Annotated in this window: 13 protein-coding genes and 1 other annotated feature; of the genes, 7 read left to right on the top strand and 6 right to left on the bottom strand. The window is 40.8% G+C overall.

Annotated elements, in window-relative coordinates; genetic code table 11:
* Positions 1–46: 46 nt before the first annotated feature.
* Genes EKM81_RS11120 through EKM81_RS03160 form a run of 3 tightly spaced genes read right to left on the bottom strand, consistent with a single transcriptional unit; the run spans position 47 to position 1011 of the window.
* Complete coding sequence (locus tag EKM81_RS11120; RefSeq protein WP_164509189.1) at positions 47–220, bottom strand: hypothetical protein; 174 nt, start codon at positions 218–220, stop codon at positions 47–49.
* A 51-nt stretch (positions 221–271) separates the two neighbouring features.
* Positions 272–637: a fluoride efflux transporter FluC gene (locus EKM81_RS03165; protein WP_225420158.1), complete on the bottom strand. Its 366-nt coding sequence runs from the start codon at positions 635–637 to the stop codon at positions 272–274.
* A complete protein-coding gene (locus tag EKM81_RS03160) occupies positions 634–1011 on the bottom strand; it encodes a fluoride efflux transporter FluC (RefSeq protein ID WP_125648328.1) in 378 nt (125 codons plus the stop codon). Before EKM81_RS03160 ends, EKM81_RS03165 begins: the two co-directional genes overlap by 4 nt.
* A 499-nt stretch (positions 1012–1510) precedes the next feature.
* Here EKM81_RS03160 and EKM81_RS03155 point away from each other — a divergent pair, with 499 nt between their 5' ends.
* The 5 genes from EKM81_RS03155 (at position 1511) to EKM81_RS03135 (ending at position 6805) form a co-directional block, all read left to right on the top strand.
* Complete coding sequence (locus tag EKM81_RS03155) at positions 1511–2500, top strand: aldo/keto reductase (protein ID WP_125648326.1); 990 nt, start codon at positions 1511–1513, stop codon at positions 2498–2500.
* 352 nt (positions 2501–2852) lie between these two features.
* A complete protein-coding gene (locus EKM81_RS03150) occupies positions 2853–3758 on the top strand; it encodes a proline-specific peptidase family protein (protein WP_125648324.1) in 906 nt (301 codons plus the stop codon).
* Between the two features lie 11 nt (positions 3759–3769).
* Positions 3770–4432, top strand: coding sequence for a histidine phosphatase family protein (locus EKM81_RS03145; protein WP_125648322.1), 663 nt, complete (start codon positions 3770–3772; stop codon positions 4430–4432).
* A gap of 507 nt (positions 4433–4939) precedes the next feature.
* Complete coding sequence (locus EKM81_RS03140) at positions 4940–5656, top strand: TMEM175 family protein (RefSeq protein WP_125648320.1); 717 nt, start codon at positions 4940–4942, stop codon at positions 5654–5656.
* A gap of 21 nt (positions 5657–5677) precedes the next feature.
* The gene (locus EKM81_RS03135; RefSeq protein ID WP_125648318.1) at positions 5678–6805 is read left to right on the top strand and encodes a low temperature requirement protein A; all 1128 of its coding nucleotides are present in this window, start codon (positions 5678–5680) and stop codon (positions 6803–6805) included.
* A gap of 234 nt (positions 6806–7039) precedes the next feature.
* On the opposite strand, the gene EKM81_RS03130 is transcribed toward EKM81_RS03135, so the two are convergent.
* Together EKM81_RS03130 and EKM81_RS03125 are read right to left on the bottom strand one after the other, a co-directional pair.
* The gene (locus tag EKM81_RS03130; RefSeq protein WP_125648316.1) at positions 7040–8881 is read right to left on the bottom strand and encodes an FtsX-like permease family protein; all 1842 of its coding nucleotides are present in this window, start codon (positions 8879–8881) and stop codon (positions 7040–7042) included.
* Positions 8882–8892: 11 nt separating this feature from the next.
* A complete protein-coding gene (locus EKM81_RS03125) occupies positions 8893–9648 on the bottom strand; it encodes an ABC transporter ATP-binding protein (protein WP_125648313.1) in 756 nt (251 codons plus the stop codon).
* A 1355-nt stretch (positions 9649–11003) separates the two neighbouring features.
* Here EKM81_RS03125 and hflX point away from each other — a divergent pair.
* Both hflX and EKM81_RS03115 read left to right on the top strand, forming a co-directional pair.
* Positions 11004–12305 carry a GTPase HflX gene (gene hflX, locus EKM81_RS03120; RefSeq protein ID WP_125648311.1) on the top strand — a complete coding sequence of 434 codons (1302 nt, stop codon included), beginning with the start codon at positions 11004–11006 and terminating at the stop codon, positions 12303–12305.
* A 309-nt stretch (positions 12306–12614) separates the two neighbouring features.
* A complete protein-coding gene (locus EKM81_RS03115; RefSeq protein WP_125648308.1) occupies positions 12615–13286 on the top strand; it encodes an EAL domain-containing protein in 672 nt (223 codons plus the stop codon).
* A gap of 217 nt (positions 13287–13503) precedes the next feature.
* On the opposite strand, the gene EKM81_RS03110 is transcribed toward EKM81_RS03115, so the two are convergent.
* On the bottom strand, positions 13504–16293 hold the full coding sequence (locus tag EKM81_RS03110) for a cation-translocating P-type ATPase (RefSeq protein WP_379880054.1): 2790 nt from the start codon (positions 16291–16293) through the stop codon (positions 13504–13506).
* Between the two features lie 53 nt (positions 16294–16346).
* Positions 16347–16392 (bottom strand) — a sequence feature (sodium ion sensor (DUF1646 type); this cis-regulatory element may regulate processes involved in with the transportation of sodium ions).
* Positions 16393–16546: the final 154 nt, after the last annotated feature.

The raw sequence follows: 16546 nt of genomic DNA, 5'->3' as shown, positions 1-16546 counted from the left end.
ACATTAAGATGGCCCTATTCGCCAAACAAGTCATTTAGCCCAACTGTTATTTCGACTGTTTACGCTTGCGGTACCAGTTAATGCCATAAGGAATCCAGAATACAATTAAATAACCAATTGCTAAACCTAGCATGGTATAAAGAAAAATTTTGTGCAAGTAAAAACCGATTATAAAGCCAATTAAAGCTGTTAGTCCTGTAATAATTGATTTTGTGGCCATGTGACTACCTCCCGTACCCAACTGCTCATAGCGTCATTTTAACATGTCATTTTAGAAAAAGCGATGACCTAGCCACCACCCCAAAGCGCACAGTGGTAAGCCCAACGCATAGGTCAACACAAAATAACTGCCAAATTGGCGAAATTTCTGTGAAGCCACTTGCCCACCAAGCTCACTATTTAAAGTTGAGAAAGTCGTCCAACCGCCACAAAGACCAACGCCTAAGAAAGCGTACCAACGTGCCGTCAAGGTTGCTGCACCAAACATCCCCAACAACAGCGCCCCACTTAAATTAATCAGCAAAGTCGCCTGATAGCCAGCCTCAGGACGGAATTTTTTATATAAATTAGTGAAATGATAACGGCCCAGAGCCCCTAAGCTAGCCCCCAGCCCAACTAATAACCAATTCGCCATCATGCCACCAACTCTCGATCGGCCAAATATTGACTAAGCGTAATTCCTAGCCAAGCCAAAATTAAGCCACCAAACATTGAAATAACTAAATAAATAATGGCGAGACTAACCCGTTGTTGATTCAATAATTTAATAATATCCAAACAGAAACTTGAAAAAGTTGTCAATGCTCCAAAAAAACCCGTACCTAACCCTAAAATAGCCCAGCGCCGGTCCCGTAAAATTTTAGGACCAAAAAAGCCATTCCACAGCGGCAATAAAAAAGCCCCTAACAAGTTGATCATCAATGTTGCCCAAGGAGTGGGTAGCCATTGGCTGATTGCTAATCGCAAAACGCCACCGCCAAATGCACAAACGGCAATTGCTAGACTAGTCATGACCAAACCTCCTCCAAAAATATAATTATATTATCACGTTTTAAAAACAGAAAGTCTAGTCAAAAACAGTGGGCATCAGATTGCGGAATACATCTGAGATTAACTTGAATCAATTACCAAGCAAAGTTAAAAGGCACAAAAACCTAGTGAATTTGTCAAAACGGAATTGGTTCTGACTGCATTCCGGGCTGCGGGTTGTGGAACGGTGTCGGGATTGATTTGAGCTTATTGCTAACGCAATAAGCTCAAATCGACGGCCACGCCGTTCCACGCCCTAAAAATCGCCCAGCAACCACCTCTCCAAATTAGGGAAGACTTGGCACTATTTTACGTTCCACAACACGCCGGCCGCAGCGGAGTTGTCTGCTATTCCGCCTAAAACCAACTTTAGATTTAACTTGCTAAATGTCCCCCAGCAACTATAGTCCCATCTTTTGACCCCACCTAACTGAACCTCTACAATATAGAAGTAGAACTTAATTATTAAGGAGGAATTTGCATGTATACAGCAGCAAGTGATCGTTACGAAAAATTACCCTTCCGCCGCGTCGGTGATACTGGGTTACAATTACCACTGATTACTTTAGGACTTTGGCGACATTACGGCAGTGCTGATCCCTTAGAAGACCGTGAGAAAGTTATTTTGAAGGCTTTTGATAATGGCATTTTTAGCTTTGATTTGGCTAATAATTATGGCCGGCCTGAAGTTGGCTCGGCTGAGAAACTTTTTGGTGAAATTTACCAGCATAATCTCAAACCTTATCGTGATGAATTAGTCATCACTACCAAGGCCGGTTTTGAAATGGGCCCTAGCCCTTATCAGCACTTCAATTCACGGAAAAATTTGTTACAAAGTATCGATCATAGTCTGGAACGTCTACAACTGGATTATGTTGATATTTTCTACAGTCATCGGCCTGATCCAGCAACAAATCCTGAAGAAACAGCATTAGCTTTGAAGCAAATTGTCGATTCTGGCAAGGCGCTCTATATTGGTATTAGTAATTACGATGCCGAACAAAGCGACACGATGATTCAGTTGCTGACTGATTTGAAAGTTCCTTTTGTAGTCAATCAATTTTCATACAATATGTTTCGACCTGACGCTTACACTAGTGGTTTAATGGATGTTCTGAAGAAAAATAACCGGAGTTTAGTCGCTTACGGGCCATTGGCGGAAGGATTATTGACTGACCGCTATCTTGGCGGCATCCCTGATGACTTCCCAATTCACTGGTCCAATCAAGAAATTTTCGCTAATGGCAAAGATGCAGTCGTTACCAAGTTGAATCAGCTAAACGACCTTGCCAAGGGACGGGACCAAACTTTAGCCCAAATGGCCTTAGCTTGGTTATTAAAAGACCAGTCAGTTGCTAGTGTCATTATTGGCACTACTAGTGAGGAAAACTTATTGGCGAATATTCATGCCGCTGATCACTTGACATTCACAGCTGATGAAGAACGTGAAATCAAACGAATTCTTAAGTAAACCAAGTCTTTGAACCAACGACCTGAAAGTAGCAATGGTATTAATTGGTCGGAACAACTGATCATCGTTAGCAGCAAAATTGAATCAAAAAAAATTAGCCTAGTTAGCAATTTTTAGTTTTACTTCTAAAATTGTTGACTAGGTTTTATTGTTTAAGGCAATTTCCCAGACATGCCACAAACAACTAGTCGCAACAACGTTTATCCGGTATTTTGCCTAAAATTAATTTTATTTTCTAATCCCAGCCTTCACCTAGACCAAAGTCAATTGTTTTCTGATTTTCAGCCCGCAAAGCCAACAAGTAATGATACAATAACAATGTACAGTAAATTAAAGAAACTAGGTGGCGTAGATGAAACAAGGCACAACTATTTTAACATTAGACAACGGCTATCATTTATGGACCAATACTCAAGGTCAAGGCGATATTCATTTGCTTTGCTTGCACGGTGGCCCTGGTGGTACGCATGAATACTGGGAAAATTTTGGTGAGAAATTAGCCGATTTAGGTGTTCAAGTGCATATGTATGACCAATTAGGCTCATTTTACTCTGATCAACCTGATTATTCTGATCCAGAAATTGCTAAAAAATATTTAACAACTGATTACTTCCTAGATGAAGTTGAAGAAGTCCGGCAAAAACTCGGCATCGACCATTTCTACTTAATTGGTCAATCTTGGGGTGGCGCTTTAACCATGCTTTATGCGTTAAAGTATGGTCAACACTTAAAAGGTGCCATCATCTCCAGCATGATCGACAACATTGATGAATATGTTGTTCACATCAATAAAGTCCGTGAAGAAGCCTTGCCAGTTGAGGCCGTTGCTTTTATGAAACGTTGCGAAGCTGATGGCGACTGGGCTAATCCTAAGTATCAAAAATACGTTGATATCTTAAATGCCGGTTACGTTGATCGGCGCCAACCAACCGCGATTCGTCATTTGATTTCAACCATGGCAACGCCAGTTTATAATGCTTTCCAAGGCGATAATGAGTTCGTCGTAACTGGTAAATTAAAAGAATTTGATTTACGCAAACAAATTCAAAATATCACGGTACCAACTTTATTGACTTTTGGCCAACACGAAACCATGCCATTGTCATCTGCCCTACGGATGTCTGAACAAATTCCCAATGCACGCTTGGAAACAACCCCAAATGGCGGTCACCATCATATGATGGATAATCCTGATGTTTACTTTGAACATTTGGAAAACTTCATCAAGGATGTTGAAAGTGGCCATTTCGTGCCTTAAGGACTTTTACTATGAAAACAATTACAGTTTACTTAGTGCGGCATGGCCAAACTTTTTTCAATAAATATAATCGGATGCAAGGCTGGTCTGACTCGCCGTTAACTGAAGCAGGTATTCAAGGCGCTGAGGATGCAGCTCAGCGTTTGCGTCACATCACTTTCACCCATGCTTATTCGTCTGACACCACACGGGCAATGCGGACTTGCGAAATTATTTTAGGCAAGAATATGAATACCACTGTGCCTTATCACCCAACGCCATTGTTTCGTGAAGTTTTTTATGGCTATTTTGAAGGGGCTGATTCTGCGCAGACTTGGTATCAAGTTGGTGCTCCTCATGGTGCCCCAACCTTTAGCAAGATTGTTGCCCAATATGGTATTGATGCATCCAAGCAATTTATGCATGACATTGATCCTTTCCACGATGCAGAAACTGCCCCGCAATATTGGACTCGGATTGGTAAAGGTTTCAAAATGCTACGCCAAGAAAATGTCAATGGCGACAATGTTTTGTTGGTTAGCCATGGCACCACCATTCGTAGTATCGTTGAAAAATTTGGTCAAGGTCAATTTGATACAACTGTGGCACCGCGCAATGCCAGTGTCACCAAGCTGCAATTAACTGCCGAAGGTATCACTGTACTTTATTACAATCGCTTGGATAAGATTGACTAAAGTACTGGTTTCAAAACAGAGCGGTGGCGACTGCATTCTGGACTGCTTGTCGTGGAACGCTGCCGGCGTTGCTCCAAGCCAATTAAAAATCAATTGTCTTAGATACAAGCCTTATTCTAAGTAGCCGAGCCACTAAGAATAATTTGGCAGTAATAAAAATAGCGTATTGACACTTCTTCTAAAAAGGGTTGTCAATACGCTATTTGTGTTCACTACTGTTTGATTTTTCTTGAGTGGTGGTTAATTTTGACAATTACAGCAGGTGGTGGCTGGGCGATTGTCTCAGTAGTGAAATTATTCTTGCCGCTTCAGCGGTTAGACTAAGGCTCGTATCTGAGACCGTTCGCAGAATGGGCTCAGATCGATGCCCGCTACATTCCACGACCGCAAAATCGCGTAGCCACCACCACTATTCATGGGGAAGACTTAGCGCAATTACCATTCTATCTGGAGTCAACTCCGAAAAAATGGTACAATTTTGGCGACTAAATGACTGGGGAGTAAATCATGACTAATCAAGAACAACAGCAAAAACAAACCCAAGAAGACCAACTAGAAGATTCACCCGATTTTAAACGCGTTCAGCATTTGGTCGTTGACGAAATGCCGCGCCAAATGAAGCCGGGGCTTGAAAATCTGAACGATGGCGTGATTGCTATCATTATGACGATTATATTATTGGAAATTCCGATGCCCAAGGCTGGCTATGGTGGCTATTTTTATTTTATCCGCAATATTGCCGTTTTTTTAGTGAGTTTCTTTATTGTAGCTGAGTTCTGGTATGAGAATCGTCAATTTCTCATGCTTGTTCAAAAAGCGACCAAGCAAATCGTCGTTCTGAATTTTCTGTTTCTAGCTACTTTGTCAATGATTCCGATCCTAACTAAATGGCTGATGCAAACACCCAATCGCTTAGCGGCAGTCACTTATGGCGTGGTGCAACTACTAGTCCAGCTGTTCAATTACTGGCTATTCTACAGCGGCCAGAAGCAAACTTTCCGCGACCAACAAAGCTACCGACTTTTCTTCGACCGAATTATTGTGTTACGGCTGATTTCTACGCTAGGCGTTAATTTACTTTTAATCATTTTAGCCATTTTGTCGCCTAACTTCTCAATTGTGGCCTATATTGCTTCACCAATTATTTCGCTGCTCTATCCCGAAAGTTTAAAACGCCGCCAAGAATTACGCCGCGGCAAAAAGCATCTCACTAAATCTAAATAATTGTTTGCGGGGCATAATAAAATGGCAACTAAGATTATGGGGAAACGTGTGGAATTAACTGAGGCTTTTTTCGATTTAGTTTTTGCCTATGCTATTTCCAATACGACTAAAATTCTAGCTGATTTGAATCAACATACTAATCCTGCCTTAACTTTTCTGTTTTTCGCAATTGTTTTAATTATTTTCCTAAATAGTTGGATGATCGAAACAGTTTACACTAACCGCTATGGTCAAAATTCATTAACTGATGTCATTTTTTTCATGATTGATATGGGTGTGCTCCTGTTCATGTCGAATACATTTTCCGGCAATCTGCAGACTTGGTTTCGACCGTTTGTCCTGTCTACTGGCGTAATGTCACTGACTTTGGCAGCACAATATACCCTAGTTTACTGGCGGCCAGCACAAGCGGCTGATCGAAAAATTGCCCGCGATTTTCTGTTCATTCTCGGTTTGCGAGCTGGCAGTTTACTAATTAGTGCTTGGCTACCACAACCAGCGGGCCTAATTTTGGCTGCAGTCGGCGTGTTAAGCAGTTGGCTCTTACCTAGCTTTTTTACGACTGATATGAAGCAACATCCGATTATTTTTTCACACTTGCTGGAGCGTCTCACCTTATTGGTAATCATTACTTTTGGTGAAATGATCATTAACATTGCTGATTATTTTACTTTGAAAAACTTGACGCTAACTTCAGTCTTTGTTCTGATAATTGTGGGTAGCTTGTTCATGAGTTATTTGGTGGAATTTGACCATCTGATTGATTCTAAACGAGCCCCAGAAACAGGCGTGAAATTAATTTACTTGCACTACCCAATTTTATTTGGCCTTAGTCTGATTACCGTTTCTTGGGATTTTCTGCGCAGCACAATAATCAACAATAGCTTTGCCGTTTTCTGTTTATATAGTGGCATTGGCTTGCTTTATTTAGGTAATTATTTAGCCCAAAGTTATAATCGTACCAGTTTTAAGACCCCACACTGGTTAAACTTCACAATTGTTGGAACTACTTTAATGGGTTGCTTGATTTGTATCAGTCAACCACAGTTCACCATAATTGTGAGTGTGACAATGGTCGTTGTTCTGATAAATGTCAGCCTTGCGATTTGTTTTCTGCGCCAACGGCAAAGCTTCATGAATAAGAAATAAGCTGAACGATAAATAACCTAAGCGATAATCAAAAATTAGCTCAATCGCCAAGAGAATCTAGACGTCAGTCATTTTATCAAAAACAAAACGCATTTTAACTGCTGAAACATGTTCTCAAAAGGCAACCGGTTCCGCTTAACGCAAAAGTGCCGAGCAATTCTAACGAATTGTTCGGCACTTTACGTTAATGCTCACCAGCTGACCGCCTGCTGTCACACACTCCTAATGAGCAACTTATTTATCAATTTCAACTTTAGGAATCACAATGCCGCGATAAAGTAACACAGTGATCCAATAATATAAGCCATAAAGCACAATGAAAATCAGGAATGGTAACCAAATGCCATGGTACGGATTGACCATTAGTATTTTAAAGAGTTGCAGTCCGAATAACACGTGGATCACGCCTAATGCGCCAGGTAAGGCATATAAAATACCGATTTCCTTGGCAACTGAGCGCCGTAATACTTGGCTACGGGTGCCCATTTTATTTAGCATGTCATAACGACGAACATCGCTATACGCACCGGATAAAATTTTGAACATTAAGCAACTTGCTAACATAGCTAAGAACGAAATTCCTAAGAAGAAGCCCATGAAGATCATTCCAGAATACAAAGCCGTTGCCATCATTGCACTGGCATACTTCGAATTACTTAAAATTTCTTTGTATGCTGGCAAGGCTTGGGCCTGTAATGACTCAATTTTACCGATTCGTTGACGATCTTTGCCAAAGTCTTTAACTCGAATCAGAACAACTTGCTTGGTTGGTGCCGTTACTTGGTCAAACTTAGTCTGATCAACAAAAGCATAATTAGGCAGGTCTTCATAGTTATCGTCCACTCTCAACTCACGATAAGCACTATCAAAAGCCGGGCTATCTTGCTTAACGTTTTGATAATCCTTGGCTTGATAACGTTGCAAAGTTGGTAACGTGATTTCACCAGTTGAGCCACTATAATGCATGTAATACATTGGTGTTTTTTCAAATTCGGCAATATTATAATAATATTTCTTGCCTACTTTTTTGAAACTATAAGCCGTTTTGCTAGTCGTATTTAATTTTGCAACCTGTTGATCAATTGCCTGATTAGTCGTATACAACTTCAAATCGTAAGGTGTGCTTGCTGAAGTCACCGCACTCATATCATTACGAAAACCTAAGCCAACAGTAATTGCCCCTAAAGCCAAAGCGAATAAAATCGAAATCATCGCTAACATCCGTGTATAATCATGAATTCGGAAACTTAACTGTGACAAAGTAAAGTTACGTAAACCTTTTAGTGCGAAATTCTTATTTTTCTTGAGAAACTGAATGATCCAAATGAAGGTCGCATTAAACGTGAAATAACTGCCTAGGACAATCGTCACCAATGCAACTGGAATTGCCAATAATTGCAATTGCTTAATTGCCGCCATCGCCCAATAGCCAACCGCTAACAGAATCACGCCTAAAATAGCTTGAACAGCTAAGCGCCCAGTTTTAACAGCCATCCGTGCTGGCTGGTCAGCGCTATGCAAGAGCTTCAATACCGGCGCCTTGATCAACTTACGACTATTCCAAATAGCTGCCAAGATAAACAAGACAATGAAGAAAGCAATCGTAATTAAAAAGGCTGGTAAATAAAAAGCATTGAAATGCTGTAACTTCAGACCTAGTTGTTGAACTAATAGCTGCGCCACTATTTGTGCCAAACCTGTTCCAATGAGCGACCCAACTAAGGTTGCCACAGTACCTAAAACAAATGTTTCCATAAAAATCAACTGAGCAATTTTACTGGTTTTGGCACCCAGCATCATGAACATCCCATAGTCACGCTGCCGCATATTCAGTAGAAATGAATTAGCGTAAACTAAGTAGACCAGTGTAATGATTGCTAATAAAATCGCACCAAAAATAAAGACAATACTAGTATTAGCCGCGCCAATCATCGAATTCTTACCTAAGAAATCCTGATTAGTTGCCAAGGCCATAAACATATAAAATGTTGCCGCCGCCACAATCAAGCCTGAGAACAGCACCAAATAATCTTTCAGACGACTTTTAATGCCTGATAAAGCTAATTTCGATAACATCAAAAATCCCCCTATTCCGCAAATGTACCCAAATTATCAAGAATTTCTTGATAAAAGTCAGCCCGATTTCGATCACCACGACGTAATTCCTGCCCAATTTCACCATCTTTGATAAAGAGGATCCGTTGGCAATAACTAGCTGAGAAAGGATCATGAGTGACTAACAAAATTGAAACTTGATCTTCACGATTTAATGAATCCATGGTTTCCAATAATTCGCGCGCACTATTAGAATCCAAGGCCCCAGTTGGTTCGTCACCAAATAAAATTGCTGGTTGATGAACTAACGCACGCGCTGCAGCTACTCGTTGCTTTTGACCACCAGATAATTCAGTTGGATAGTGATCCAAGACGTTTTCAATCGACAAGCGTTTAGCAATTGCAGCAACTTTTGGTTGAATTTCTTTCGGTGCCACATTTTGTAAAGATAATGGCAAGGCAATATTTTCAGCGGCAGTTAAATTTTCTAGTAAATTGAAATCCTGAAAGATAAACCCAATCTCCCGACCACGGAAATCAGCCATCTGATTATTTTTTAATTGGGTAATATCTTGATTATTGATCAGGACATTACCACTAGTTGGTTTATCTAATGTTGATAAAATATTCAATAAGGTCGTCTTTCCAGAACCAGAAGCCCCCATGATCCCAACAAACTCACCATTTTGCACGGTAAAATTAACATCTTTTAATGCGGTAAATTTTTTCTCGTTACCTTTACCATATGTTTTAACTAAGTGTTGAACTGCTACGACATTTTCTGTCAATTTAATCCCTCCGTTTTCTTAACAAAATTAAGTATAGCAAATTAAATTTTGCTTTTAGTGGGCTTTATCTAACAAAACTCACTTTAACCTTACAGCCTTGTTAGATGTAGTTCAGACCAGCGACCGATTTTGGTTTGAATTACTTGCCAGCTAGGTTTGAAAGCACTAAAGCCGATGAATCTGTCAAAACGGAATTGGTTCTGACTCCATTGCGGGCTGCTTGTCGTGGAACGGTGCGGCCATCGATTGAAGCCAATTACAAATCAAAGTTCAAAAGCACTAAACCCTGGTAAAGTTATTAAAACGGAATTGGTTCTGACTGCATTGCGGGCTGCTTGTCGTGGAACGTGGCGGCCGTCGATTTGAGCTTTTTCTGCGAAAAATCTCAAATTCGAGGCTTATTGTAAGTGCTAAAGCACTAACAATAATTTCGCGGCTGACAACCCGGTCCCTCCATTCCGTCTGGAATTAAGTTGATGACTTTCACTGTTGCTTGTAGTTAAGGCAGTTATAGCGAGACTAAGCAACTTAGTTCATTCGGCAATAATAGTTGAATAGCAAGACAAAAATAGCCTGTGTGATATCTTTCAATTTTATCTCTCTCGAAAGATTGTCACACAGGTTTTGTAGTTCAGTGTACTCTGATTTGCTTATAGTGGTGCTGAATTCCGTTAGTTCTATCTGGTGGTTGCTGGCAATCAACAATTAGTTCTGTCAGTACTGCCTTGAGATCGATTAAATCTAAAGTGGAACAGACTAGCTCAAAACGGAGTGGAGGCCGCCGGGGTGCCAGCCAATGGTTTTAATTTGCGCCCGAGCCTGCGAGTAGCAGTGAAATTATCCTTGGCGCTTTAGCGCTTAGGATAAGGCTTGTATTGAAGATTGTTGCGGAGCAATAAGCTTCAATCAATGCCCACAGCGTTCCGCACCCCGCCGGCCGCAACGGAGTTGTCCACTGTTTTGCCCAAAACCAACTTTAGATAAAATCGCCCAGCAACTGCCTTCTCAAATTGAAGAGAACTTAACGCCCAGTTAGGAGTAAAAGACTTGTCCTGAAAGCCAGTTTTGTGTTACTATGAACCAGTATTCAATCGAGAAGGGAATGTTATCAATGATTCGTTTAAAGAGTGCCGCTTTATCATCTACAACTAAATAAGCACGCTTAACGATTGATGACAGTTCTTGTACGCTTAACAGATTTTAATTTACTTAAGAGAGCAAGAGTCGGCGTCCAGTCGACTCTTTTTTTGCGCCCAAAAACTGATTGACCCCTTCGTTAAGAGTTAGCTATTTATAATTTTAAACGTGTTCGGAGTTGTCATTACACCGCACACACTATTTTAGGAGGTTTTTCTATGACCAATACTATTGAAGTCCAAGCACCACAGGAACGCGTCTTGTTAGGTGGTTTAAACTATAATGGGCGGGCCGACTTTGACTATACGATGACTGAACTGCAACAGCTAGCAATTGCTGACGAATTGGCTGTTGTTGGTGAAGTTCGGCAAAATCTAGATCGGGTTGATCGCGCAACTTATTTTGGTTCCGGAAAAGTGGAAGAAATCAAAGGATTAGCACAAGAGCTCAACGCAACAACCATCGTAATTGATGATGAACTGTCACCATCACAAATTGCTAATCTTGAAAAGCAAACCGGTTTGCATGTACTTGATCGCACCGAATTAATTTTAGAAATCTTTGCCGACCGCGCCCATACTGCTCAAGCCAAGATTCAAGTCGAAATTGCTCGTTTACAATATGCTTTGCCACGCATCCATCCCTCCGCTAATAATCTTGACCAGCAACGTGGCGGTGGCGGTTTCAAAAACCGTGGTAGTGGTGAAACTAAAACAGAATTAAATCGGCGGACCATTCGTAAGCGAATCAGTGATTTACAGCAAAAGTTAACTGGCTCAGATCAAGTTGCTGATACACAGCAGCAACGCCGTAATGAAAGTGATATTCCTCGCGTTGCTTTGGTTGGTTATACTAATGCTGGTAAGTCAACAACAATGAATGAATTACTACGGACTTTTGCTGGCGAACAAGGAACTGACAAACAAGTTTTTGAGAAGGACATGTTATTTGCGACGTTGGACACTAGCGTTCGCAAAATCGTCTTACCTCAAAATCAACGTTTCCTATTAAGTGATACGGTTGGTTTCGTCAGTCATCTACCACACAATTTAATTGCCTCTTTCAACTCGACCTTAGCTGAAGCGGCTCAAGCGGATCTATTAATTCAAGTAATTGATTTCTCTGATCCTAACTATCGCGAAATGATGCAAACAACAGCTGAAACACTGAAAGAAATTGGGATCAAGGATATTCCGATGATTTATGCCTTTAATAAAGCTGACCGTTGCGAGAATGTCAGCTATCCCGAAATTGAAGGCCATGATCTCACTTATTCTGCTAAAGATTCAGCTTCAATTAAACTACTGGCAAAAATGATCACTGATCAAATCTATGCTAACTATCAAACAGTTACATTACTGATTCCTTTCAGCGAAGCGCGTGACTTAGCCCAATTAACCGCAAATACTAAAATTTTAAGCCAAGATTACACAGAAACAGGTACTTTAATTGAAGTGCAGCTTTCCCCACGGCAATTACAAACTTACCAAAAGTATCAACAAGTTAGTGACCAAAACTAAATTAATGAGCAAGCCAATTTATCTGCAAATTAAAGATAATCAGCAGCTTATTGTTTGACACTTGTAAAACTTTTTATTGATCAAGCTAATTTGTTGACCTGATAGGAAAAGTCCACTATGATATGGATAGTTTCCAGATAGCCAACTAATTGCGAATAGTCATACAAAACTACTGGTTAGTCATTGCATATTACTCTAATTATGTTAGAATTATTTTTCAGTATAGAGAATAATTTTTAGAAAAAAACTAACATTTAATTTCACTGGTTGAATTGAAATCAGCATTATTCTGAGTAAGGAGTGTGGACGATGTATCGTTTTTTTGCCCAGCCACAGGTCGATTATAAAGGTAACTCAATTTATGGATATGAGGTTCTCCTACGCCAAAAAAGCGATAATACCTGGCACCTCCCGAAAAGTTTTAATGAAGTTAACATTAATGAACAAACAAAATTAGTTGAAGACTTAATTGACACTTTGGAAACACGCGTCAAAAATAAAATTGTTGCCTTTAATTTGAATCTTGAACAATTTCGTAATCCAATTACGCTGGGGGCAATCATTAAACTAAAAAAGCGCATTGATCCAGCAGGATTGATGGTCGAGCTGACAGAGGCCCCAACCTTAGCCGAAGTAAAAGAATTTAGTTTATTTCTACATCAATACCAAATCAGTTTGGGCATTGATGATGTTGGTACAGGTTCGAATACTTTCGAGAATGTTGAACTCTTGCTTCCTTATGTGGATGAAATTAAATTAGCGATGCAAAATTTACGTGAAGCAGGTCATAGTACTGAAATTCCCGACTATTTAGCTTTTTGGTCTAAACAAGCACAGGAATATCATTTAAGTGTCGTTCTTGAAGGGATTGAAGATAAGTCCGACCAAGCTTTAGCTGAACTCTATGGCATCAATATTCATCAAGGCTACTTTTATGGAAAGCCATCGTTAGTTGAACGAACACCCTGCTCCAAAAAATAATATCGACTAGATAAAAAAGAGTGTGATAAAAGGCGGTCAGCCGCTGAGCATTAACGTAAAATGCCGAGCAATTCGTTAGAATTACTCGGCATTTTTGCGTTAAGCGGAACCGGTTGCCTTTTGAGAACACGTTGCAGCAACGAAAGCTCCTATTATTTTTTTAGAGATAGACTTATATCCCAGACGCTTTTTGTGAACTGTTGATGGTAATTGCTACTTACCACCATTTAATTGCTGGCCAGATTTCTTTAGCTCCTGATAACAACAGTGTTGGTAGTACAGGAACAATAATCACCGCCAAGTAAAGTGGTGCGGTTAATGCGGTTGTCCCGAAAACTTCATTGAAAAATGGAATGACAGTGAGCAATAATGAAGCCACACCAGCAAACGATACTGCCAATACTAACCGCCCATTACTGAACGGATTACGATGGAAAAGTGTCGTTGTACTGCGAGCGTCAAAAACATGCCACAATTGACCGAATACTAAAGTCAGGAATGCGATTGTCTGACATTTTTCTGGGGCAAAACCAGCATTGGCGGCCCAAATAAAGGCCACAAACACAACCGCTCCCATCACAATTCCTCGAACTAACACTCGTGACAACAAGCCTTCCGCAAAAATCGACTGCTGCGTATCACGCGGGCGTTCTTTCATAATATCCCGTTCTGCCTCATCATAGCCTAACGCAAATGACGGCAAGGCATCACTAACCATGTTGACCCACAGAACCATCAATGCTGATAAAACTGGTGTCAATTCTGAAACACGGCCAATTGACGCAGTCATAAAGAAGACGCCTAATAACAATGACAATACTTCGGCCACATTGGTGGTTAATTCATGCCGAATGAAATTCTTAATATTCGCAAAGATACGTCGACCTGCAGCGACTGAATGTTCAATCGTCGTAAACTTATCATCTAACAAAATCAAATCTGCAGAATCTTTAGTCACTTCCGTACCATTAATGCCCATGGCAATGCCAATATCTGCTGCCCGCAGTGCTGGCGCATCATTGACCCCATCACCAGTCATCGCTACAATTTCACGATGATCTTGCAATAGCCGGACAATTCGCTGTTTATGCTCTGGTGATACCCGGGCATAAACCCGAATATCAGGTACTAATGCAGCTAACTCAGCATCATCTAACTGGTCAATCTCAGGACCAGTCATTACTTTTGCGTCAGCATCAGTAATAATACCCAGCTTGAGTGCAATCGCGCTTGCAGTCGCAGCGTAATCACCAGTAATCATGACCACATTGACTCCTGCTTGATGCAGGGTCGCAATAGAACGTCTAACTTCTGGTCGTGGTGGATCAATAATGCCCGCAATCCCCAGTAATTGGAGCTGTTGTTCCAATTCAGCTTGCGGCGCATTTTTAGCTTGGTCAGCTGTAATCGTACGTTCGCAAACCGCTAACGTCCGTAGTGCTTGTTGCGCATAGGCATTAATTTGTTGTTGCAGTTGTTCCTTAACTTCAGCCACTGGCACCATCTGCTGCTGTTGCCAAACTTGATCCGTTTTTGTCAGGATGACATCAGGTGCACCCTTAGTCAAGATCTTGTAATCTGCCCCACACTTAATAATCACACTCATCATCTTACGCGTACTATCAAATGGAAAAACGCGGACAATTTCAATATTATTAGCCCCAGTTTGGTTTAATAATTGCTCGCGCTGGTAATCAGCCTTACGCCCTAAAACAATCAAAGAAACGTCAGTTGGATTGCCAAAAGGTCGATACTGGCCAGTACTATCCTGACTAATACTGGCTTCATTATTCAAAACTGCGGCTAACATGAACCGCTGATAAATTTCCGGATCAGCGACTTTATTGTCCATAGTTTCAATTTCACCGCACGGTTCGTAACCATTTTGATCCACCTGAAACTGTACGCCATTACTCCAAAAATGAGTCACGGTCATTTCGTTTTTGGTTAAAGTACCAGTTTTATCGGAGGCAATGAATGTCGTTGCGCCCAATGTTTCCACACTATTTAAGGATTTCACCAACCCTTTATTTCGCGCTAAGCTAGTTGCGCCGATAGTTAAAACAATCGACAGCACCACTGGTAACGCATCAGGAATGGCAGCGACTGCTAAAGCAATTGCAGTTGACAAGTTCTCGGCAATACCTGTAAAAGTCAGTTGGCCAGTATTGACTAATTCCTTGCCCATCCCAAAACCTAAAACCAACACAACAATACCAGCAGCAACATACATTAACTTTTTCGTTAATTGCGCAACTGTTTTTTCAATTGGTGTTTTCTGATTTTCAGTTTCATTTAAAAGCTGCGCAATGTGACCTAATTCAGTAGCCATTCCTGTTGCCACAACCACTCCAAGGCCACTACCCTGAACAACCGTTGAACCAGAATAGCCCATGTTGGTCCGTTCGGCTAAAGGAACATCGCCAGTTAACGCAAACTGTGTTTTTTGCACTGGCTCAACTTCACCGGTTAAATGCGACTCATTAACTTGAAGTTCATTTGCTGTCACCCAGCGTAAATCCGCATCAAGAAAATCACCCATTTTTACACTGACAATATCCCCAGTGACTAATTCTGATGCCGGAATCTGTTGCCAATCACCATCACGCAGAACCGCAGCATGATGATTGGCCATTTGTTTCAATGCTGCCAACGACTTTTGCGCCTTTGTTTCCTGAACATAAGCTAAAATAGCGTTGACCATAATCAAAATGAAAATAACAATTGCTTCATAGATTGAAGCTTTGCCGTGATTGGCATCATGATTGACGAAGAAATCATAACCAGCACTCACTAAAGCTAACGCAACTGCAATCCAAAGTACCACCACAATTGGCTCTTTAAAAGTCCGCAGAAAAATCCGCCAACCGGGATCAGCTTTTTCCTGAGCCAATTCATTGGGTCCTTGGTCAATTAAACGTTGCTCTGCTTCGGCACTACTTAAACCTTGATGCCGCGAAGTCTGTAACTTCTTTAAAATATCTTCTCGATGTTCATTATAAAACATAATTCACTCCTCAATTATATTAGACCATTAAAAAAGAGCCCTGCTCAAAAGTCCCTTTCTCACCCCAGAAAGGTAACCCTTGAAAGCAAAGCTCCAACCGTTTCATGCATTAAATTATCTTTATTATTCCACAGAAGAAAACAACTTGTCAAGAATAGAGTGTGAGGGGTGCCGGACTTTTGGCGTAGGATAATTTCAAATAATTGCTTGAGCTGCGCCAGCAGATCGAGTGATTATTTAAATTAGCCATAGC

Source organism: Lapidilactobacillus gannanensis (assembly GCF_003946675.1).
In the GTDB taxonomy this organism is placed as follows: Bacteria; Bacillota; Bacilli; order Lactobacillales; family Lactobacillaceae; genus Lapidilactobacillus; species Lapidilactobacillus gannanensis.
This window is presented reverse-complemented; position numbering and strand designations above follow the sequence as displayed.

What these genes read in the sequence shown, in the direction of transcription:
- EKM81_RS03135 (WP_125648318.1), top strand. Translation starts at nt 5,678, where the DNA reads ATGGCAACTAAGATTATGGGGAAACGTGTGGAATTAACTGAGGCTTTT.
- EKM81_RS03145 (WP_125648322.1), top strand. Translation starts at nt 3,770, where the DNA reads ATGAAAACAATTACAGTTTACTTAGTGCGGCATGGCCAAACTTTTTTC.
- EKM81_RS03140 (WP_125648320.1), top strand. Translation starts at nt 4,940, where the DNA reads ATGACTAATCAAGAACAACAGCAAAAACAAACCCAAGAAGACCAACTA.
- EKM81_RS03110 (WP_379880054.1), bottom strand. Translation starts at nt 16,293, where the DNA reads ATGTTTTATAATGAACATCGAGAAGATATTTTAAAGAAGTTACAGACT.
- EKM81_RS03130 (WP_125648316.1), bottom strand. Translation starts at nt 8,881, where the DNA reads ATGTTATCGAAATTAGCTTTATCAGGCATTAAAAGTCGTCTGAAAGAT.
- EKM81_RS03155 (WP_125648326.1), top strand. Translation starts at nt 1,511, where the DNA reads ATGTATACAGCAGCAAGTGATCGTTACGAAAAATTACCCTTCCGCCGC.
- hflX (WP_125648311.1), top strand. Translation starts at nt 11,004, where the DNA reads ATGACCAATACTATTGAAGTCCAAGCACCACAGGAACGCGTCTTGTTA.
- EKM81_RS11120 (WP_164509189.1), bottom strand. Translation starts at nt 220, where the DNA reads ATGGCCACAAAATCAATTATTACAGGACTAACAGCTTTAATTGGCTTT.
- EKM81_RS03165 (WP_225420158.1), bottom strand. Translation starts at nt 637, where the DNA reads ATGATGGCGAATTGGTTATTAGTTGGGCTGGGGGCTAGCTTAGGGGCT.
- EKM81_RS03160 (WP_125648328.1), bottom strand. Translation starts at nt 1,011, where the DNA reads ATGACTAGTCTAGCAATTGCCGTTTGTGCATTTGGCGGTGGCGTTTTG.
- EKM81_RS03150 (WP_125648324.1), top strand. Translation starts at nt 2,853, where the DNA reads ATGAAACAAGGCACAACTATTTTAACATTAGACAACGGCTATCATTTA.
- EKM81_RS03115 (WP_125648308.1), top strand. Translation starts at nt 12,615, where the DNA reads ATGTATCGTTTTTTTGCCCAGCCACAGGTCGATTATAAAGGTAACTCA.